This is a genomic window from Streptomyces sp. NPDC002669 (assembly GCF_042889165.1).
In the GTDB taxonomy this organism is placed as follows: domain Bacteria; phylum Actinomycetota; class Actinomycetes; order Streptomycetales; family Streptomycetaceae; genus Streptomyces.
Genome location: NZ_JBIAQQ010000005.1, coordinates 209,944 through 227,546 on the forward strand (window position 1 = coordinate 209,944; position 17,603 = coordinate 227,546).

The window sequence follows — 17,603 nt, forward strand, 5'->3', positions numbered from 1 at the left end:
CCGCGGGAGTCCGGCCACCAGGCGGCAGAAAGGCATGGACCGTGGCGTCCACGGTCTCCGACCGCCCGGGTTACGGGCAGTTGCTGCGCACCCCGGGTGCGTGGACTTTTCTCCTTCCGGGCTTCGCCGCACGGCAGCCCTTCGCGATGCTGACCATCGGCATCGTCCTGCTGGTCCAGCACACCACCGGCTCGTACGGCAGCGCGGGCGCCGTCGCCGCCGTGACCGGTGTCGCCATGGCCCTGTTCGCGCCGCAGACCGGCAAGCTCGCCGACCGTTTCGGCCAGCGTGCCGTGCTGCTGCCCGGTGTCCTGGTGCACGCCGCGTCGGTGTCGGCGCTGACGGCGCTCGCGCTGGCCGACGCGCCCCTGTGGGCGCTGTTCGCGGCGGCCGTGCCCACGGGTGCGTCCGTCCCGCAGATCGGCCCGATGGTGCGGGCCCGCTGGGCGGCCGTGCTGGGGGCGGCACCGGGCCGCGAGCCGTCGCCGCTGCTGCCCACCGCGGCCGCCTTCGAATCGGTGACGGACGAGTTCACCTTCGTCATCGGACCGGTGCTCGCCACCGCGCTGTGCACGGGCGTGCACCCGGCGGCCGGCCTGGTCACCGAGGCCGTGCTGACGCTGGTCGGCGGGCTGCTCTTCGCCGCCCAGCACCGCACCCAGCCCGCGGTGCGTACCGCCCCGTCCGGCGCGGACCAACGGCACGCCTCCGCCCTGTCCGTCCCCGGCGTACGGGTGCTCGCGGTGGCCTTCCTCGGGATCGGCGCCGTCTTCGGCGGCATGCAGGTCTCGCTGACCGCCTTCGCCGAGGAGGTCGGCAGCCCCGGCGTGAACGGCCTGCTGTACGGCGTCTTCGCGGCCGGCAACATGCTGGCCGGGATCGCCTGCGGGGCCATCGCCTGGAAGAGCGGCCCGCGACGGCGCCTGCTCGTCGGGTACACGGCACTGACCCTGACCGCGTCCGGCCTGTGGGCGATGCACTCGGTGCCCCTGCTCGCCGGCCTCGGACTGCTGGTCGGACTGTCCATCGCCCCGGCCCTGATCAGCGGATACACGCTGGTCGAGGCCCTGGTCCCGGCCTCCGCCCGGACCGAGGCGTTCACCTGGCTGACGGGCTCGGTCGCGCTCGGCCAGGCGGCCGCGGTGACGGTCGCCGGACGGCTCGCGGACGCCCATGGGGCCTCGACCGGATTCCTGGTCCCCCTGGTGGGGACCGTACTGGCGCTGATCACCCTGATGACCTTGCGTTCACGGCTCTCGCCCACCGCCGCGGGACGGACCGTGGCACGTGGTGTCGGTCACCGGAAGCCGGTCACGGTGGACTGACGCAGCGGAATACGTCACTATGGAGCCTCGTTAGCACTCATTGAGTCAGAGTGCCAGGAGGAGCAAGTGCCGACCTATCAGTACCAGTGCACCGAATGTGGCGAGGGCCTCGAGGCGGTGCAGAAGTTCACCGATGACGCCCTCACCGTGTGCCCGAGCTGCGACGGACGCCTGAAGAAGGTGTTCTCGGCGGTCGGCATCGTCTTCAAGGGCTCCGGTTTCTACCGGAACGACAGCCGCGGCTCCTCGTCGAGCAGCACGCCGGCGTCGTCCTCGGCGAAGTCGTCCGGTTCCGGCTCGGCCGACTCCTCGTCCTCGAAGGGGTCCGACTCGAAGTCGTCCACGTCCTCCACGGCGTCGGCCTCCTCGTCCTCGTCGGCTTCCTCGTCCTCGACGAGTGGCACCTCGGCCGCCTGAGCCGAGCCCCTTCGCACTTTCACGCTTCCGCGCTTCCGCGCTTTCACCAGGGCCCTGCCGACACCTCGGCGGGGTCCTGCGTGTTTTCCCGCGCCGCTACTGTGAACGCATGGCGAACGCAGAGATCGGTGTCATCGGCGGCTCGGGCTTGTACTCCTTCCTGGAGGACGTCACGGAGGTGCGTGTGGACACCCCGTACGGACAGCCGAGCGACTCCCTCTTCCTCGGCGAGGTGGGCGGCCGCCGGGTGGCCTTCCTGCCGCGCCACGGGCGGGGCCACCACCTGCCGCCGCACCGCATCAACTACCGGGCCAACCTGTGGGCGCTGCGCTCCGTCGGCGTGCGCCAGGTGCTCGGCCCGTGCGCGGTGGGCGGCCTGCGCCCGGAGTACGGACCGGGCACCCTGCTCGTCCCCGACCAGCTGGTGGACCGCACCAGGACCCGCAAGCAGACGTACTACGACGGGGAGACCCGGGCGGACGGCGCGGAGCCGAACGTGATCCACCTGGGCTTCGCCGACCCGTACTGCCCCGAGGGGCGCCGGGCGGCGCTGGCGGCGGCGCGGGCGAACGACTGGGAGCCGGTGGACGGCGGGACGCTGGTGGTCGTCGAGGGGCCGCGCTTCTCGACCCGGGCGGAGTCGCGCTGGCATGCGGCGATGGGCTGGTCGGTGGTCGGGATGACCGGCCACCCGGAGGCCGTCCTCGCCCGGGAACTGGGCCTCTGCTACACGACGACGACCCTGGTGACGGACCTGGACGCGGGCGCGGAGGCCGGCGAGGGCGTCTCGCACGCGGAGGTGCTGCAGGTGTTCGCCGCCAATGTGGACCGGCTGCGCGCGGTGCTCTTCGACGTCGTGGCCGCGCTGCCCGCGGAGGCGGACCGGGACTGCCCGTGCTCGCACGCGCTGGACGGACTCAAGACGGGGATCGAGCTTCCCTAGGCCGGGTCCGGCCTTTCGGTTCTCGGGCTTCTTGATTCTCGGGCTTTCGGGCTTCTGGGCTTCCGGGCTTTCGGTGTGTGACGGTTGCGGCGTGTGTGGGTGACGGAGTTGTCCACACACGCCGGGGCCGTCCACAGGCTCCGACGGGAAGTTCGCGAACGGTGGATCGTGAGGGGTGTCCGCACGAGATCCCTTCGTCCGAGGTGGTGTCGACCATGCCTCCGTCGCCCCTGTTTCCCCCGCCCACGCCGTCGCACGCGGCACCGTCCGGTGCGGTACCCGGCTCGTTTCCCGGCTCGCCGCCCCCGTCACCGTCCGCTCCGTTACGGGCTTCGGCGTCGCCTCCACCGCCCCGTGCGTCACCTCACGCACCGCCCCCGGCGTCGGCTCCGCCGCTCTGTGGGGTGCCCGCGTTCGAGCCGCTGCGGGTGCGCGGTGGGGGCGGGCGCGGGCTGCGGCGGGCGGTGTGGCGGCAGCGCCGGGCCCTGGCGGCCGGGCTGGCCCTGACCGCTGCCGCGCTGGCCGCCACGGGACTGGGCGGTACCGGTGCGGGGACGGGCGGCGGCCCGGCGTACGGGGCCGGCGCGGGCGGGGCGGGCGGCGCGGTTCCGGGGCAAGTACGGCGGCCGGAGGCCCGGTTGGTGTCCGCGCCGGTACGGATCGCGGACGCGGGGGCGGTGCGATTGCTGCGGCCCGGCGACCACGTCGACGTGATCGCCTCCGGTGAGGACGGCTCCGGAGCAGACGTCCGGGTGCTGGCGAAGGGCGCGCGGGTGGCGGCCGTACCGTCGGCCCCGGCGGACGGTGCCGCGGGGGACGGGGCGCTCGTCGTGCTCTCCGTCCCCCGGGAGACGGCCGCCTCGCTGGCCGGTGCCGGCATCTCGTCCCGACTGGCGGTGGCCCTGTGCTGATTCGTACTGACAATCGGTCAAGTCACCCGACTAATCCCAAGAATTGGGTGGTTCCACCGGGTGCTGCCGTAAGTTGCGGAGGAATTTGTTCCGCCTACGGCACACGCGAAGGAAGGCTCATCCGTGAGCGAGAAGAAGGTCAGTCTGCTGGAAGGGTTCAAAGCCTTCCTGATGCGCGGCAACGTGATCGATCTGGCGGTCGCCGTGGTCATCGGTGCCGCGTTCACCCAGATCGTGAACTCGATCGTCAAGGGCGTCATCAATCCGCTGGTCGGTGCGTTCGGCACCAAGGACCTGGAGGGCTACAGCTCCTGCCTCAAGGGGCCGTGCGTCACCGACCCGAAGACGGGCGAGGTGACCGAGGGCATCCGGATCCTGTGGGGTTCGGTGCTCAGCGCCACCCTCAGCTTCCTGATCACGGCCGCCGTCGTCTACTTCCTGATGGTCCTGCCCATGGCCAAGTACCTCGCCAGGCGAGCGGCGATGCAGGCCGCGAAGGAGGGCGTGCAGGAGACGCTGGAGGTGAGCGAGCTGGAGGTCCTGAAGGAGATCCGCGACGCCCTCGTCGCCCAGCGTGGCGGCCCGACGGGCGAGAGCCGCGACCAGGACCCCGGGCGCGGCGGCCAGTAGCAGTACGCGCGACAGGAGCGGCAGGCGCGACAGGGGCGCCGGCGGCAGCGTCGCCGGACCACCACGGAGCGGGGGATTCAGATGTGGTGGGGCGGCTTCTCGTCGAGGAAGCGCGCCAGATCGGCGGCGCTGCCACCGGCCGGGGCCCGCTCGCCCCACCCCCGGTCCGTATCGTCCGCGGACTGCTGGTCCAGCGGATCGTCGAAGATCAGAGCCGGTCTCGGCTTCGGCTGTTCCGGCTGCGACGGCTTCGACTCACGCGGGCCGGAGGCGGGGGCGGTGCTCATACGTCAAGGGTACGGCGACGGTCAGCGGTCCTCCGGGTCGAGCAGCCACAGGCCGAGCACTACGAGGAACGACAGGGCGAGGAAACCGGCGCCCCACCAGGCCGTGCCGGTGTCGCCCTCCATCCACGCGTCGATGGTGACGGTCAGCCCCCAGAGCTGTCCGACGACGACCGTCATGGCGAGGGCCAGCCGGGCCGTCAGCTTCGAGGAGCGCTCGGGCTCCTGGTCGGTGCCCGCCCCCGGACCGGGACCGGTGTGCCGGACCCTCGGGTCCCCGTAGCCACTGGTGGGGCGGATCTGCGGATAGCGCTCGTGCAGGGGGCGGTTGAGCTCGGGGCGGGCGCTGCCCGGGTGGTACTCGGGATACTCCCGGAACTCCGAGGACGCCGGACTTCCCGAGGGCCCCTGCCCCGGGGGCTCCCGGCCGTCCGCTGTCCGGCCCTGGCCCCCCTCGCTCCCGGGCTGCCGGTTCCAGGGCCGCGAAGAGCCGCTCATGTCCGCCTGCCGGGGGTCTGGGTGGCTTCGGCGGCCCGTGCGGGCGAGGTCCCGGCCTCCGGGGCCTCCGCCCCTCCGCCCCTGACGGAGGGACAGCCGATGCGGGACGCGAGGTCCGGGCGGTCCTCGTCGAGCAGGCGGCACAGGCCGTGCTCGACGCTCTCGCCCGAGTGGGTCGTACCGATCGCCCAGATGCTGCCGTCGGTCTGTTCGACGAGCACCACCTTGGGCAGCCCGCGGGGTGGTGGCCCGGCGGTGACCTCGCCGGTACGGGCGTCGAAGACGCCCTCGTGGCAGGGGCAGTACAGCTCGCCCCCGGAGCCTCGGTCCTTGCGCCAGAGCACCGCGCAGGCGAGATGCGTGCAGATCGCGGAGTAGCCGACGAGGGTGCCGTCGTCGAGCCGTACCGCCACCGCCCGGTCCTCCTCGTCCGGGTAGTGGAAGGAGACGGATTCGCCGGGCAGGAGCTGACCGGCGATCCGCTTCGGCGCGGGTGCCTTGGCGTCGTCGTCGGGGTCGCCGTGGCGCGGCAGGATTCCGCCGGCCACGCCGAGCCCGCCGACCGCGAGGCCCCCGGAGACGGTCGCCACGATCCGGAGGTAGTCGCGCCGGGTGGTGAGGGAGTCGGCGGCGATCCGGTCGTGCAGGGCCTCCCTCGGGTCCCCGCCGGCCGGGCGGTCGGCGGCGGGCCGCCCGGGAACCGACTGATCGACGAGCGACCTGCCGTCTCCCGGTCGGCCGGAGGCCGGCCGGCCGGGGTCCGGGCCGTCGGTGGACGGCTGGTCGGGGGCGCTCATCGGCGGACGTCCTTCCCGTTGATCTCGACGACCGGAAGGCCGCCGGGCACCGGCCACCGGACCCGGTCGGCGGGAACGACCATGGCCACGCCGGTGCGGACCTCGCTCCGGCCGAAGGTGAAGGTGTCGGCGACCTGGACCCCGGGGCGTTCGGCCTGGAGCTCCTCGACCGTTCCGTAGAACAGCGCCCCGGTCGGGCAGACGGTGGCGCACATGGGGGCGAGGCCGTAGGCGGTGCGGTCGTAGCAGAGGTTGCACTTCATCTGCAGCTTCGCCCCCAGGTCGATCTTCGGGACGCCGAAGGGGCAGGCGTTGACGCAGTTGGCACAGCCGATGCAGCGGGTGGTGTCGGCCTGCTGGACCACCCCGTCCGCGGTCACCAGGATCGCGTCGGCGGGACAGACCTCGGCGCACGGCGCGACCGGGTCCTCGCAGTGCATGCAGACCGTGGGAAGGGAGGCGACGGAATGGCCCTCGTCGGGGTAGTCGAGGTGGATCATCGACTTGCCGCGGTGCGAGTCGCACTCCCGGCAGGCGGAGACGCATGCCTGGCAGCCGATGCAGCGCCCGGGATCGATGAAGATCGTTCTGCCCATCATGGGCGATCAGCCCCTCTCCGAGGTGCCGCGGCCCTGGGGGGAGGTGGGCGGCAGCGGGTCGGTGCGGGAGACCTGGGTCTCCGGGTAGGCGACGTGGCCGGGCGCGACGGGGGGCGCGGGGACCTCGTCGATCTTCTCGGCGTGCTCGATGCGGCAGGCGCACACCTTGTACTCGGGAATCTTGGAGCGGGGGTCGAGGGCGTCGATGGTGAGGGCGTTGGCCGCGGTGGGGACGGGCCAGTGGTACGGGACGAAGACGGTGTCGGGGCGGATCGCCTCGGTGACCAGGGCGGGGAAGACCTCGCTGCCGCGCCGGGTGACGACGCGGACCGGTTCGCCGTTGCGGAATCCGTGGGAGGGGTGGATCTCCGCCCAGGGGCGCGGGGTCTGTTCGACGAGGGCGCCCAGACGGCGGGTCTGGTTGCCGGAGAGGAAGTGGGCGACGGTCCGCCCGGTGGTGAGCGACATGGGGTGCTCGTCGTCGTACGGGTCCATCGGCGAGTGCCACTCGACGACCTGCAGATGGATCTTGCCGTCGGGGTGGTAGGTCCGGCCGTCCTCGAAGAGCCGGGGTGTGCCGGGGTGGTCGGTGGAGGGGCAGGGCCAGGCGATCCCGCCGGTCTCCTCCAGCCGTTCGTAGGTGATGCCGTAGTAGTCGTTGACGGTGCCGGCGGAGGCGACCCGCAGCTCGTCGAAGACCGCGCGGGAGTCGGGGAAGGCGAACTTGTCGCCCACGCCGAGGCGTCTGGCGAGTTCGCACATCACCCAGGTGTCGGTCCGCACGCCGGGAGGCGGGTCCTGGGCCTTGTTGTGCTTGACCACCCGGGCCTCGGCGTTGGCCATCACCCCTTCGTCCTCGGCCCAGGTGGTGACGGGAAGGACGACATGCGCGTTGGCGGCGGTCTCGGAGAGGAAGAAGTCGAATTGGGCATGGAACTCGGTGGCGTCGTACCCCTCCTTGACCACCGCGTAGTTGGGCAGCGAGACGAAGGGGTTGTTGCAGATGCCGATCAGGCCGCGGATCTCGCCGCGCTGCATCTGCCAGACCATCTCCATCATCGAGGTGCCGGCGGGCGGGAGTTCGGACTCCTCGATGCCCCAGATCTCGCAGATCTGCCTGCGGTGCTCCTCGTTCATGATCGAGCGGCCCCCGGGGAGGAGGTCGGCCTTCTGGCCGTGTTCGCGGCCGCCCTGCCCGTTGCCCTGACCGGTGATGGTGCCGTAGCCGGCGCCGGGCCTGCCGATGTGGCCGGTGGCGGTGCAGAGGTTGATCACGCCGAGGCAGTTCTCGACGCCCTGCGAGTGGTGCTCGATCCCCCGGGCGTGCCAGGCCATGGCCTTCGGGGCGCGGGCGAAGGCGCGGGCGACCTGGACGATCTGCTCGGCGGGCACGCCGCAGATCTCGGCGGCCCTGGCGGGCGGGTACTCGGCGACCTTGGCCTTCACCTCCTCCCAGCCGGTGGCGTGGGCGGCGAGATACGCCTCGTCGGTCAGCCCCTCCTCGACGACCACGTGGAGCACGGAGTTGAAGAAGGCCGAGTCGGTGCCGGGCCTGAGGGCGACGTGGATGTCGGCCGTGCGGGCGATCGCGGTCTCCCTCGGGTCGACGACGATCAGGCTCGCGCCGCGGTCCCGGGCTCCCCACACGTACTGGGTCATCACGGGGAAGCACTCGCCGACGTTGGAGCCCGCGATCAGCAGGCAGTCGGTGAGCAGGATGTCGGAGAAGGGGTTGCCGGCCCGGTCGATGCCGAAGGCGAGTTTGTTGGCGCCCGCCGCGCTGACCATGCAGAGCCGGCCGTTGTAGTCGACGTGCCGGGACTTGAGGGCGACCCGGGCGAACTTGCCGACCAGATAGGTCTTCTCGGAGAAGAGGCTGGCGCCGCCCAGGAGCCCGAAGGCGTCGTTGCCGTGGCTCTGCTGAATGCGCCTGATCTCGGAGACCGTGAAGTCGAGCGCCTCGTCCCAGGAGACCTCGCGGAAGTCCTCGTCGCGGGAGCGGCGCATCAGCGGGGCGGTGAGCCGGTCGGGGTGGTTGACCTGCTGGTAGGCGTTGATGCCCTTGGGGCACAGCCGCATCCGGTTGATGTCGTGGTTGCGGGGTTCGACCCCGAAGACCTTGCCGCCGTGGTCGACGCGCAGATACATCCCGCATTGGACCCCGCAGAAGCAGCAGTGGGTGGGGACGAGGGTCTCGCCGTCCTGGTCGGCGCGCCATCGGTCGGCCGGGATGCCTCCCGCGTCCCGGAAGGCCCGGGTGCCGGGCGGGGCGAGGGCGGGGTCGAGAGGAACGGCCGTACGGGAACCGGTCGCGCGTGGGTCCGCGGTCACTGGTAGCCCTTCTTCACCTGGGTCAGATAGGCGCTGCCGCGCAGCACCCGCTTGCAGCGCGGGCAGTATTCGGCCCATTCGTCGAAGCCGAGGTCGAGGTCGCGCATGGTGCCTCGGAGGTTCTCGACGTACGGGCCGGTGTCGATGGGCTCCCCGCACCGGCGGCAGCCGAAGACCTCCTGGTCCTGCCGGGCGGTGTACTTGAACAGCTGCATGCCGACCGCGGCCGGGCGCTGGACGATGTGGAAGAACTTCCCGAACGGAATGTAGATGAGGGTGAAGACCACCGACACCATGTGGAGGATCGCCAGGAACTCGTATCCGCCGCCGTGCAGGAAGATCGACGAGAAGGTGAGCAGCAGACCGGTCACGGAGATGACGATGAGGGCGATCAGCGGGACCAGGTCGTAGGCGAAGCGCTGGCCGGTGATGGCGCCCCGGTCCCTCATCCGCCGCCACAGGAAGTACGAGGCGCCGGGGATGACGAGCACGGCGGCGATGTCCAGGCCGTGGAACATCAGCCAGCCCAGGATGTTCAGGGAGTCGAATCCGATGATCCTGAAGCCCCAGATGCGCATCTCGTAGCCGGGGCCCGAACCGGTGCCGGAGGTGAAGGTGAACCAGCCCCAGGTCAGCGGGAAGGTGATCAGGGCCGCGAGGACGCAGCCCCAGAAGATCAGCTGGTGGGCGGCCCAGCGGGCGTGGGATCGGGCCCCGAGGAACTTCTGGAAGCCCAGATAGGTGGCGATCATCCGGGGCAGGGCGGTGGGCGCCCTGCGGAAGTTGGCCGCGGAGAAGAAGCTCCGCCACCCCTGCTTGAACAGGCGCCGGGCGCCGGGGGCGGAGACCCAGACCGTGTAGCGGTAGGCGACGCCGAAGGCGAGGAAGACGGTGGCGACGGCGTACGGGAGGAGCGCGGAGTCGAAGTTCTCCAGCAGCCGGCTCCCGAACACGATCGCGAGGATCAGCAGGGCGGACACGGCGACCCCGGCCGCGGTCGCGCGCGCCGTGACGGACCGGGCTCCGGCGGGGCCGGCGCGGACGCCGGGGGCGGGCCGCTCGGCTGCGGCGGAGGCTTCTGGTGGCTCGGTCACCCCGTCACCGTAGGGTTGTATGTGATGGTCGGTCCTGTTTTGCGGATCGGTGGGGTGACGCTGCTCGTCCGTCCGGGGCCCTCCCCGTTCGGCACGGCCGGTCCCCGTCTGATGTGCTGCCTTCCATGCCTGTAATGACGGCTCGCAGCCGCACCGAGAAACATCGCACGTCGACCCCGCTGGAACTCTTCTTCGACCTGTGCTTCGTCGTCGCCGTGGCCCAGGCGGGTGGGCGCCTGGTCCACGCCGTCGCCGAGGGCCATGCCCTCATCGGGATCGGCGGCTACGCGGCCGTCTTCTTCGCCATCTGGTGGGCCTGGGTCAACTTCAGCTGGTTCGCCTCGGCCTACGACACCGACGACCCGCTGTACCGCGTCGTCACGCTGGTCCAGATCACCGGCGTGCTCGTCCTCGCCGCAGGCGTGCCGCGCGCCTTCGACGCGGGCGACTGGACGGTCGTCGTCATCGGCTACGTGGTGATGCGGCTCGCCCTGACCAGCCAGTGGCTGCGCGCCGCGCACTGCACCCAGGGCTCCGAACGGCGCGTCGCGTTGCGGTACGCCGTCGGGATCATGGTGGTGCAGCTGGGCTGGATCGCCATGCTGGCACTGCCCGACGACGCCCCGCTCGGGGGCCGTGCCGCCGTCTTCGTCGTGCTCGTGCTCGCGGAGATGGCCGTTCCGGCGATCGCCGAGCGGGACCGTCGGACCAGCTGGCACCCGCACCACATCGGTGAGCGGTACGGCCTGTTCACGATCATCGTGCTGGGCGAGACGATCGCGGCGGCCACGGTCGCGGTCCAGGAGGCCCTGGACGAGCACGACACGCTCGGCGAGCTGCTGCCGATCGCCGCGGGCGGGCTGCTGATCGTCTTCTCCGCCTGGTGGATCTACTTCGCCGTGCCGATCCATGACTATCTGCGCGGCAGCAGGGAAGCGTTCGTCTGGGGATACGGGCACTACCTGATCCTCGGCTCCGCGGCCGCCATCGGTGCGGGCATCGAGGTCGCGGTGGAGGAAGCCGTGGGCAAGGCCCACGTCTCGACCGAGGTGGCCGCCGCCGCGGTGACCGTGCCCTCCGCACTCTTCATGCTGACGGTGTGGGCACTGCACGCACGCCACTTCAAGCGCGACCTCGCGGAGCAACTGGCCCTCCCCGTGGCCGCGCTGGCCATCCTGGCCTGTACGTTCGCCGGTTCCTGGGCGGTCTTCGCAGCCGGTCTGGTGGCGGCGGCGACCGTGAGCGCGGGCGTACTGCTGTCCCGGCGGCCCGACATGGCCGGGTGAGCCCGGCAGGAGCGTGAGAAGCACGGGTGGACGGGGCACGGAGCACACGACAAGCGTGGAGAGTGTGAGGAGTACGCCATGACGGAAGAACCGCCGAGCCCGCCCCGGGCCCCGGCCCCGACCCCGGGCTCGGGCTCGGGCTCGGATCCGGAGTCGTCCCCCGGCCCGGGGCTGATGAGCTCCGCCGGCGTGCCGGCCGACGCCACCGGCCCCCTCGACGCGCTGACCGACGTCGCGGGGCTGCGCGTCGGCCACGCGCGGCTGGCGGGCGAGGGGGCGCTGAGCGGCACCACGGTCGTCCTCGCCCCCGAGGGCGGCGCGGTCGCGGCCGTGGACGTACGCGGCGGCGGCCCCGGCACCCGGGAGACGGACGCGCTCGATCCGCGCAACCTGGTGCAGCGCGTCGATGCCATCGTCCTGACGGGCGGCAGCGCGTACGGCCTGGACGCGGCGTCCGGCGTGATGGCCTGGCTGGAGGAGCGGGGGCGCGGGGTGCGGGTCGGCCCCGACCCGTCGCAGGTGGTGCCGGTGGTCCCGGCCGCCTGCCTCTTCGACCTGGGACGGGGCGGCGACTGGCGGGCCCGCCCGGACGCCTCCACGGGTCGCGCGGCGGTGGAGGACGCGGCGCGCACGGAGCCGGGGACTCCGGTCGCCGAGGGGAACGTCGGCGCGGGGACGGGTGCGCTCGCCGGCCCGCTCAAGGGGGGCGTGGGCACGGCGAGCGTGCGGCTGCCGTCCGGCATCACGGTGGGCGCCCTGGCCGTGGTGAACGCGGCGGGTTCGGTGCTCGATCCGCGTACCGGGGTGCTGTACGGGGAGTACGGGGCGGCCGAACCACCGGCGTACCCGGCCCCGGAGGTCCATCGCGCGGCGCAGCGGCGCCTCACCGCCGCCCAGGAGACGGAAGCGGCGCCTCCGCTCAACACCACGCTCGCCGTCGTCGCCACGGACGCCGGCCTCACCCGGGCCCAGGCCCAGAAACTCGCGGGCACCGCGCACGACGGGCTGGCGCGCGCCGTCCGCCCCGTACACCTGCTCACCGACGGGGACACGGTCTTCGCCCTGGCCACCGGCGCCCGGCAACTGGACCCGCGGAACCCGATCGCGCTCAACGAACTGCTGGCGGCCGCCGCGGACGCGCTCACCCGCGCCATCGTGAAGGGCGTCCGCGCGGCCCGGACCGTCGACGGCGGCCCCGGCGGGAAAAGCCACCTCTCGTACGGCGACCTCTACCGCACACACATACGTCCGGAGCGGACGGAACATGATCATCCGGTTCCCGACTCGCCTACGGGGTAGGGAAGTTCGGACGAAGCGGCAGGAACCATCCGCGTGCGCCATACGTTTTCACGAACCCGGTCACAATGTCGGACCCAGGGACTACGTTAAGCACGCAGCAAGTAACACGCGGCAACGGCCTGGAGACAGCACCTTGAGCGATCCGTACGAGACAACCGAGCAGCATCTCGACCGACTCATGCGACGGGCACTCAACTCTTTCGACCTGCCCGACAGCACGGTCGAGAGACTCGGTACCGCGCTCGCCCACAGCAGTTCCCTGCACTCCTCGCACCACAGTTCCGTCCTGCACCATGAGATTCACCGGCATGCGTACCTGCTGTCCGACGGCACCGCCCTCACCCTGTGGGAGCTGGTGCACAGCGGTCCCCGGGGCGCGCCGGGACTCCGCACCGGGCCCATGCCGTACGACCTGGGCCACCACGAGCTGTACGACGACGAGGCCGACGTCCGGCTCGCCGCCGCCCGGCTGTCGGGCAGCTTCGGCGAGGCCCCGGTGTTCGGGGACGAGGGCTCGCAGACCGACCTGGAGGTGCTCACGTTCCTGATGACGGCCCCTCCGGCCCCGCTGCCCCGCACGTACGCCCCGGACAACTCCGCCGACCACGCCCGCCGCGTACTGCGTCGCGCGGAGAACAGCGACATGCCGGGGGACGAGACCGCCCGGCTGCTGCGCGCCGCCTTCGCCCACCACATCACCCAGGTCTTCGGGCGGCAGTGCCGGGTCGACGGACGGAACGTCGGCTTCACCCTGTACGAGCACGCCTTCCTGCTGCTCGACGGCAGCGAGACGAGCCTGTGGGAGGTCGAGCACACGGCCACGCCCGACGGCCGCCACATGTGCGAGGTGTACGGCGACGAGGCCACCGCACGCGGGGCGATGGAGAACCGCACGCGCATCGGCTGACCCCGGAGCCCGGCTCACCGCCCCGGGGTCACGGGCTTCGGCCCGCGGGACCCGGGGCAGGAACCTCGGCCACGGGCCCGGCTCGTGCGCCCCGGCCCGCGCGCATCAGCTCGTGTGCCCCGGCTCGTGCACCTCGGCCGCTCCCACGTGAACGCGCAGGTGCCCGCGCCTGGAGGACGGTGCGGGCACCTGCGCGTTCTCCCGGCGAGGCCCGGGACTCGTACGGTTCAGGGCGTCAGCGCGGGCTCCTTGGAGAGCCCCGGACCGTCCGCCGCCGCGCTCCCCGGCGCGTGCGCCACATCTGCCGCATCCGTCACTCCCGCCGCGTCGCCCGTGCCGTCGCCGCCCTCCACGTGCTGCCGCGGCCGTGCGGGCAGCGCGAACATCACGAGGAAGATCACCGCGAGCACCCCGGCCACCCACCACAGCGAGTCCCGGAACGCCTCCCCGAACGCCGGTCCCACCTGCTGCGGCTTCAGCCCGTCCCCGATCGCACCGAAGAAGACGACCGAGACCAGCCCGAGCCCGAGCGCGTTGCCCATCTGCTGCACGGTGTTGATCAGCCCGGACGCCGAACCGGAGTGCTCCTTCGGCACCTCGGACAGCACCGCGTCCGTCAGCGGCGCCACGATCAGCCCCATGCCGACACCCATGACGACCAGCGGCAGCGCCATCTGCCAGGACTCGATGCCCATGCCGTACCGGTCGGACTCCCAGATGTAGATCAGCAGGCCCGCGATCATCAGCAGCGCCCCCGCCTGGAGGACCTTCCGGCCGAAGCGGGGCACCAGCTTCTGCACGGAGATCCCGGCGGCGAACGACACGGCGACCGAGAACGGCACACCGGTCACACCGGCCCGCAGCTCGCTCCAGCCGAGCCCCATCTGCATGTAGAGCGTCCAGACCAGGAAGAAGATCCCGAGCCCGATGCCGAAGGTCAGCTGCACGGCGATGCCCGCGGCGAAGCTCTTGACCCGGAACAGCGACAGCTCGACCAGCGGCGAACCGTCCTTCCGCGCCTTCGCCCGCTCGAACACCACGAGCGCCAGGAACACCAGCAGGCTGCCGGTCATCGACGCGTACCCCCACAGCGGCCAGCCCAGCTCGCGTCCGCGGGTCAGCGGGTAGATCAGCATCAGCATGCCCAGGGTCACCAGGGCGACGCCGATCAGGTCGAGCCGGAGCGCCTTCGGGGCCTTGGACTCCGTGATGAACTTCCGGCCCAGGACCAGGCCCGCGATGCCGACCGGCAGGTTGATCAGGAAGATCGGCCGCCATTCGAGGCCGGCGATGTTCCACTCGGTGAGCAGCGCCCCCAGCAGCGGTCCCGAGACGGCTCCGAGTCCGACGATCGCGCCGAAGAGCCCGAAGACCTTGCCCCGCTCGTGCGCCGGGAACGTGGCGTGCACGATCGACAGCACCTGCGGGACCATCAGCGCGGCGGTGCCGCCCTGGAGGATGCGGGAGGCGACCAGCATCTCCGGGCCCGCCGCGAAACCGCAGAGCGCGGAGGCCAGGGTGAAGCCGCCCATCCCCATGAGGAAGACCTTCTTGCGGCCGTATATGTCGCCCAGTCGGCCGCCGGTGATCAGCCCGGCCGCGAAGGCCAGGGCGTATCCGGCGGTGATCCACTGGATCGAGCTGAACGAGGCGCCGGTGTCCTCCCGGATGCTCGGGATGGCGATGTTGACGATCGTGACGTCGACCAGGTCCATGAAGGCCGCGGTCATCACGATGGCGAGCGCGAACCAGCGTCGCCGGTCCGACGGTGCCGAGGGCCCCGCGGGCCCGGATGCCGCGGACGGCAGAGATGTGGAAGAAGTCATGGGAAGAAACTAGAGGGCCATTAGGACAGGTCGTGACCCAATGGGCGAGCATCCTGAGGAGACCACAGCACCGCCCCGACCGCGAGAACCAGGCAACCACGGGAACCACCGGAACCACCGGGCCCGCCGAGCCCCTGAGGTCACCGGGACCATCGAGATCACTGAGGCCACCGAGACCCCGAGGCCACCAAGGCTGCCATGGCCCCCTCAAAACCGCCGAGACCGGCAGAAGGCTGAGCCCATGACCGACACCCCGGCACGACTGCTGAACCTGTTGTCGCTCCTCCAGACGCCCCGCGAGTGGCCGGGCAGCGAACTCGCCGAGCGGCTCGAAGTCAGCCCGCGCACCATCCGCCGCGACATCGACCGGCTCCGCGACCTCGGCTACCCGGTCGAGGCCACGCGCGGCTCGATCGGCGGCTACCGGCTGGTCGCGGGCACCGCCATGCCGCCGCTGCTCCTCGACGACGAGGAGGCGGTGGCCATCGCGGTGGGGCTGCGGGCGGGTGCCGGGCACGCCATCGAGGGGGTGGACGAGGCGTCCGTACGGGCCCTGGCCAAGCTGGAGCAGGTGCTGCCGTCCCGGCTGCGGCACCGGGTCTCCACCCTGCAGAACGCGACGATGCCGCTGACCCGCGGCGACGGCTCCACCATCGACCCGCGGACGCTGACCGTGATGGCGTCGGCGATCACCGGGCGGGAGCGGCTGCGGTTCGCGTACCGGGCGGGCGACGGCGCCGAGACGAAGCGGGAGGCCGAGCCGTACCGGCTGGTGAGCACGGGGTGGCGCTGGTACCTCGTCGCGTACGACCTGGGGCGTTCGGACTGGCGCACCTTCCGGGTCGACCGGGTGAGCGAACCGTTCGCGACCGGGGCCCGGTTCGCGCCGCGCGAGCTGCCGACGGGGGACGCGGCGGAGTTCCTCGCCGGTTCCATCGCCCGGAGCCGACCGGAGATGGAGGTCGACGTGAGCTTCGCGGCACCGGCGGAGTTCGTGTCCGCGCGGCTGCCGGCCTCGGTCGGCCCGCTGGAGCCGACCGGCGGGAACAGCTGCCGGCTGCGGGCCGCGCTGGCGGACTCGCTGGAGTGGGTGGCGGTCCGACTGGCGCTGGTGGACTGCGAGTTCACCGTGCACGAGCCGCCGCAGCTGGTGGACTACCTGGACGACCTGGGCGCCCGCCTGAGCCGCGCGGCAGCCCGGTGACACCCCTGGACACGAGGAGGGCGGCATAGGCCCCGAAGCGGCGGGCACGGAGGGACGCGAAGGGGCGGCCGCAAAGAAATGAGCCCCGGCGCCAGGGGGGGTGGGCGCCGGGACTCAGCTTCAGGGGGTCACGCGAAGTGACCCATTTCGGAGGTTACTGGACCAGAGCTCACGCCGCAGCGTCAAAACCCGTGTCGTGAGCCATTCGCTTCAATTCGAGCAGTGCGTGCTTCTCGATCTGGCGGATCCGCTCCCGGGTCAGGCCGTGCTGCTTGCCCACCTCGGTGAGGGTCCGCTCGCGGCCGTCCTCGATGCCGTACCGCATGCGGATGATCGACGCGGTGCGGTTGTCGAGCTTGCCGATCAGGTCCTCCAGCTCCTCGCTGCGCAGCAGCGTCAGCACCGACTGCTCGGGCGACACCGCGGAGGTGTCCTCCAGCAGGTCGCCGAACTGCGTCTCGCCCTCGTCGTCCACGGACATGTTGAGGCTGACCGGGTCGCGGGCCCAGTCCAGGACATCGCCCACGCGCTCCGGCGTGGAGTCCAGCTCGGCGGCTATCTCCGTGTGCTCCGGCTCGCGCCCGTGCTCACGGTTGAACTCGCGCTGCACCCGGCGTATCCGGCCGAGCTCCTCCACCAGGTGGACGGGGAGCCGGATCGTACGGGACTGGTCGGCTATGGAACGGGTGATGGCCTGACGGATCCACCACGTCGCGTACGTGGAGAACTTGAAGCCCTTGGCGTAGTCGAACTTCTCGACCGCGCGCACCAGTCCGGCGTTGCCCTCCTGGATCAGGTCGAGCAGGGGGAGCCCGGCCCGCGGGTAGCGGCGGGCGACGGCAACGACGAGCCTGAGGTTGGAGCGGATGAACACGTCCTTGGCGCGCTCGCCCTCGACGACCAGCGCCTCCAGCTCCTCGCGCGTGGCTCCGCCGGCTTCGCTGTCCACCGCGCCGTCGAGTATCTGGCGGGCGTAGACACCCGCCTCGACGGCCTGGGACAGCTCGACCTCCTTCGCGGCGTCGAGCAGCGGCGTACGCGCGATCTCGTCCAGGTACATGCCGACCAGGTCGCGATCGGCGATCTCTCCGCCCGCGGCGCGAACACTGCTTGCCCGGCTGGTCCCACCGGTGGCGGACGAACGACGGGCGACGGCACGGGTTGCCATGCGTGCTCCCTTGCTGAGTAGGTCGCGACACCCTTCCGGGTGCCCTGCATCCGATGGAAACAACGACTGGAATCCGGACAGAAT

At 71.8% G+C, this 17,603-nt stretch carries 17 protein-coding genes; 9 read left to right on the forward strand and 8 right to left on the reverse strand.

What is annotated here, in order from left to right:
• Positions 1-41: 41 nt before the first annotated feature.
• From ACFYW1_RS09965 to mscL, 5 genes are all read left to right on the forward strand, one after another.
• Positions 42-1,325 carry an MFS transporter gene (locus ACFYW1_RS09965; RefSeq protein WP_388989741.1) on the forward strand — a complete coding sequence of 428 codons (1,284 nt, stop codon included), beginning with the start codon at positions 42-44 and terminating at the stop codon, positions 1,323-1,325.
• A 66-nt stretch (positions 1,326-1,391) separates the two neighbouring features.
• A complete protein-coding gene (locus ACFYW1_RS09970; protein WP_388989743.1) occupies positions 1,392-1,742 on the forward strand; it encodes an FmdB family zinc ribbon protein in 351 nt (116 codons plus the stop codon).
• Between the two features lie 109 nt (positions 1,743-1,851).
• On the forward strand, positions 1,852-2,685 hold the full coding sequence (locus ACFYW1_RS09975; RefSeq protein ID WP_388989745.1) for an S-methyl-5'-thioadenosine phosphorylase: 834 nt from the start codon (positions 1,852-1,854) through the stop codon (positions 2,683-2,685).
• A 404-nt stretch (positions 2,686-3,089) separates the two neighbouring features.
• Positions 3,090-3,596 carry an RcpC/CpaB family pilus assembly protein gene (locus ACFYW1_RS09980; RefSeq protein ID WP_388989747.1) on the forward strand — a complete coding sequence of 169 codons (507 nt, stop codon included), beginning with the start codon at positions 3,090-3,092 and terminating at the stop codon, positions 3,594-3,596.
• A gap of 123 nt (positions 3,597-3,719) precedes the next feature.
• Positions 3,720-4,226: a large conductance mechanosensitive channel protein MscL gene (gene mscL, locus ACFYW1_RS09985; protein WP_388989749.1), complete on the forward strand. Its 507-nt coding sequence runs from the start codon at positions 3,720-3,722 to the stop codon at positions 4,224-4,226.
• Between the two features lie 77 nt (positions 4,227-4,303).
• Here the strand turns inward: mscL and ACFYW1_RS09990 are convergent, their stop codons facing one another.
• The 6 genes from ACFYW1_RS09990 to ACFYW1_RS10015 are packed head-to-tail and all read right to left on the reverse strand — an operon-like array spanning position 4,304 to position 9,829.
• Positions 4,304-4,513 carry a hypothetical protein gene (locus ACFYW1_RS09990; protein ID WP_388989751.1) on the reverse strand — a complete coding sequence of 70 codons (210 nt, stop codon included), beginning with the start codon at positions 4,511-4,513 and terminating at the stop codon, positions 4,304-4,306.
• Positions 4,514-4,534: 21 nt separating this feature from the next.
• On the reverse strand, positions 4,535-5,008 hold the full coding sequence (locus tag ACFYW1_RS09995) for a hypothetical protein (RefSeq protein WP_388989753.1): 474 nt from the start codon (positions 5,006-5,008) through the stop codon (positions 4,535-4,537).
• On the reverse strand, positions 5,005-5,805 hold the full coding sequence (locus ACFYW1_RS10000) for a ubiquinol-cytochrome c reductase iron-sulfur subunit (protein ID WP_388989755.1): 801 nt from the start codon (positions 5,803-5,805) through the stop codon (positions 5,005-5,007). The genes ACFYW1_RS09995 and ACFYW1_RS10000 overlap by 4 nt, the downstream gene beginning before the upstream one ends.
• Positions 5,802-6,404, reverse strand: a complete 603-nt coding sequence (locus ACFYW1_RS10005; protein ID WP_388989757.1) for a 4Fe-4S dicluster domain-containing protein — start codon at positions 6,402-6,404, stop codon at positions 5,802-5,804. Before ACFYW1_RS10005 ends, ACFYW1_RS10000 begins: the two co-directional genes overlap by 4 nt.
• 6 nt (positions 6,405-6,410) lie before the next feature.
• A complete protein-coding gene (locus tag ACFYW1_RS10010) occupies positions 6,411-8,735 on the reverse strand; it encodes a molybdopterin oxidoreductase family protein (protein WP_388989759.1) in 2,325 nt (774 codons plus the stop codon).
• Positions 8,732-9,829 (reverse strand): MFS transporter, encoded by a 1,098-nt coding sequence (locus tag ACFYW1_RS10015; protein WP_388989761.1) that lies wholly within the window; start codon positions 9,827-9,829, stop codon positions 8,732-8,734. Before ACFYW1_RS10015 ends, ACFYW1_RS10010 begins: the two co-directional genes overlap by 4 nt.
• 125 nt (positions 9,830-9,954) lie before the next feature.
• Here ACFYW1_RS10015 and ACFYW1_RS10020 point away from each other — a divergent pair, with 125 nt between their 5' ends.
• The 3 genes from ACFYW1_RS10020 to ACFYW1_RS10030 all read left to right on the forward strand — a co-directional run bounded on the left by ACFYW1_RS10020 (position 9,955) and on the right by ACFYW1_RS10030 (position 13,321).
• A complete protein-coding gene (locus ACFYW1_RS10020; RefSeq protein ID WP_388989763.1) occupies positions 9,955-11,115 on the forward strand; it encodes a low temperature requirement protein A in 1,161 nt (386 codons plus the stop codon).
• Between the two features lie 174 nt (positions 11,116-11,289).
• Positions 11,290-12,414 carry a P1 family peptidase gene (locus tag ACFYW1_RS10025; RefSeq protein ID WP_388990172.1) on the forward strand — a complete coding sequence of 375 codons (1,125 nt, stop codon included), beginning with the start codon at positions 11,290-11,292 and terminating at the stop codon, positions 12,412-12,414.
• Positions 12,415-12,547: 133 nt separating this feature from the next.
• Positions 12,548-13,321, forward strand: a complete 774-nt coding sequence (locus ACFYW1_RS10030) for a DUF6227 family protein (protein WP_388989765.1) — start codon at positions 12,548-12,550, stop codon at positions 13,319-13,321.
• Positions 13,322-13,548: 227 nt separating this feature from the next.
• Here the strand turns inward: ACFYW1_RS10030 and ACFYW1_RS10035 are convergent, their stop codons facing one another.
• A complete protein-coding gene (locus ACFYW1_RS10035) occupies positions 13,549-15,147 on the reverse strand; it encodes an MFS transporter (RefSeq protein WP_388989768.1) in 1,599 nt (532 codons plus the stop codon).
• A gap of 241 nt (positions 15,148-15,388) precedes the next feature.
• On the opposite strand from ACFYW1_RS10035, the gene ACFYW1_RS10040 reads away from it, so the two are divergent.
• Positions 15,389-16,351 carry a helix-turn-helix transcriptional regulator gene (locus ACFYW1_RS10040; protein ID WP_388989770.1) on the forward strand — a complete coding sequence of 321 codons (963 nt, stop codon included), beginning with the start codon at positions 15,389-15,391 and terminating at the stop codon, positions 16,349-16,351.
• Between the two features lie 169 nt (positions 16,352-16,520).
• Here the strand turns inward: ACFYW1_RS10040 and ACFYW1_RS10045 are convergent, their stop codons facing one another.
• The gene (locus ACFYW1_RS10045; protein ID WP_388989772.1) at positions 16,521-17,519 is read right to left on the reverse strand and encodes an RNA polymerase sigma factor RpoD/SigA; all 999 of its coding nucleotides are present in this window, start codon (positions 17,517-17,519) and stop codon (positions 16,521-16,523) included.
• Between the last annotated feature and the right edge of the window lie 84 nt (positions 17,520-17,603).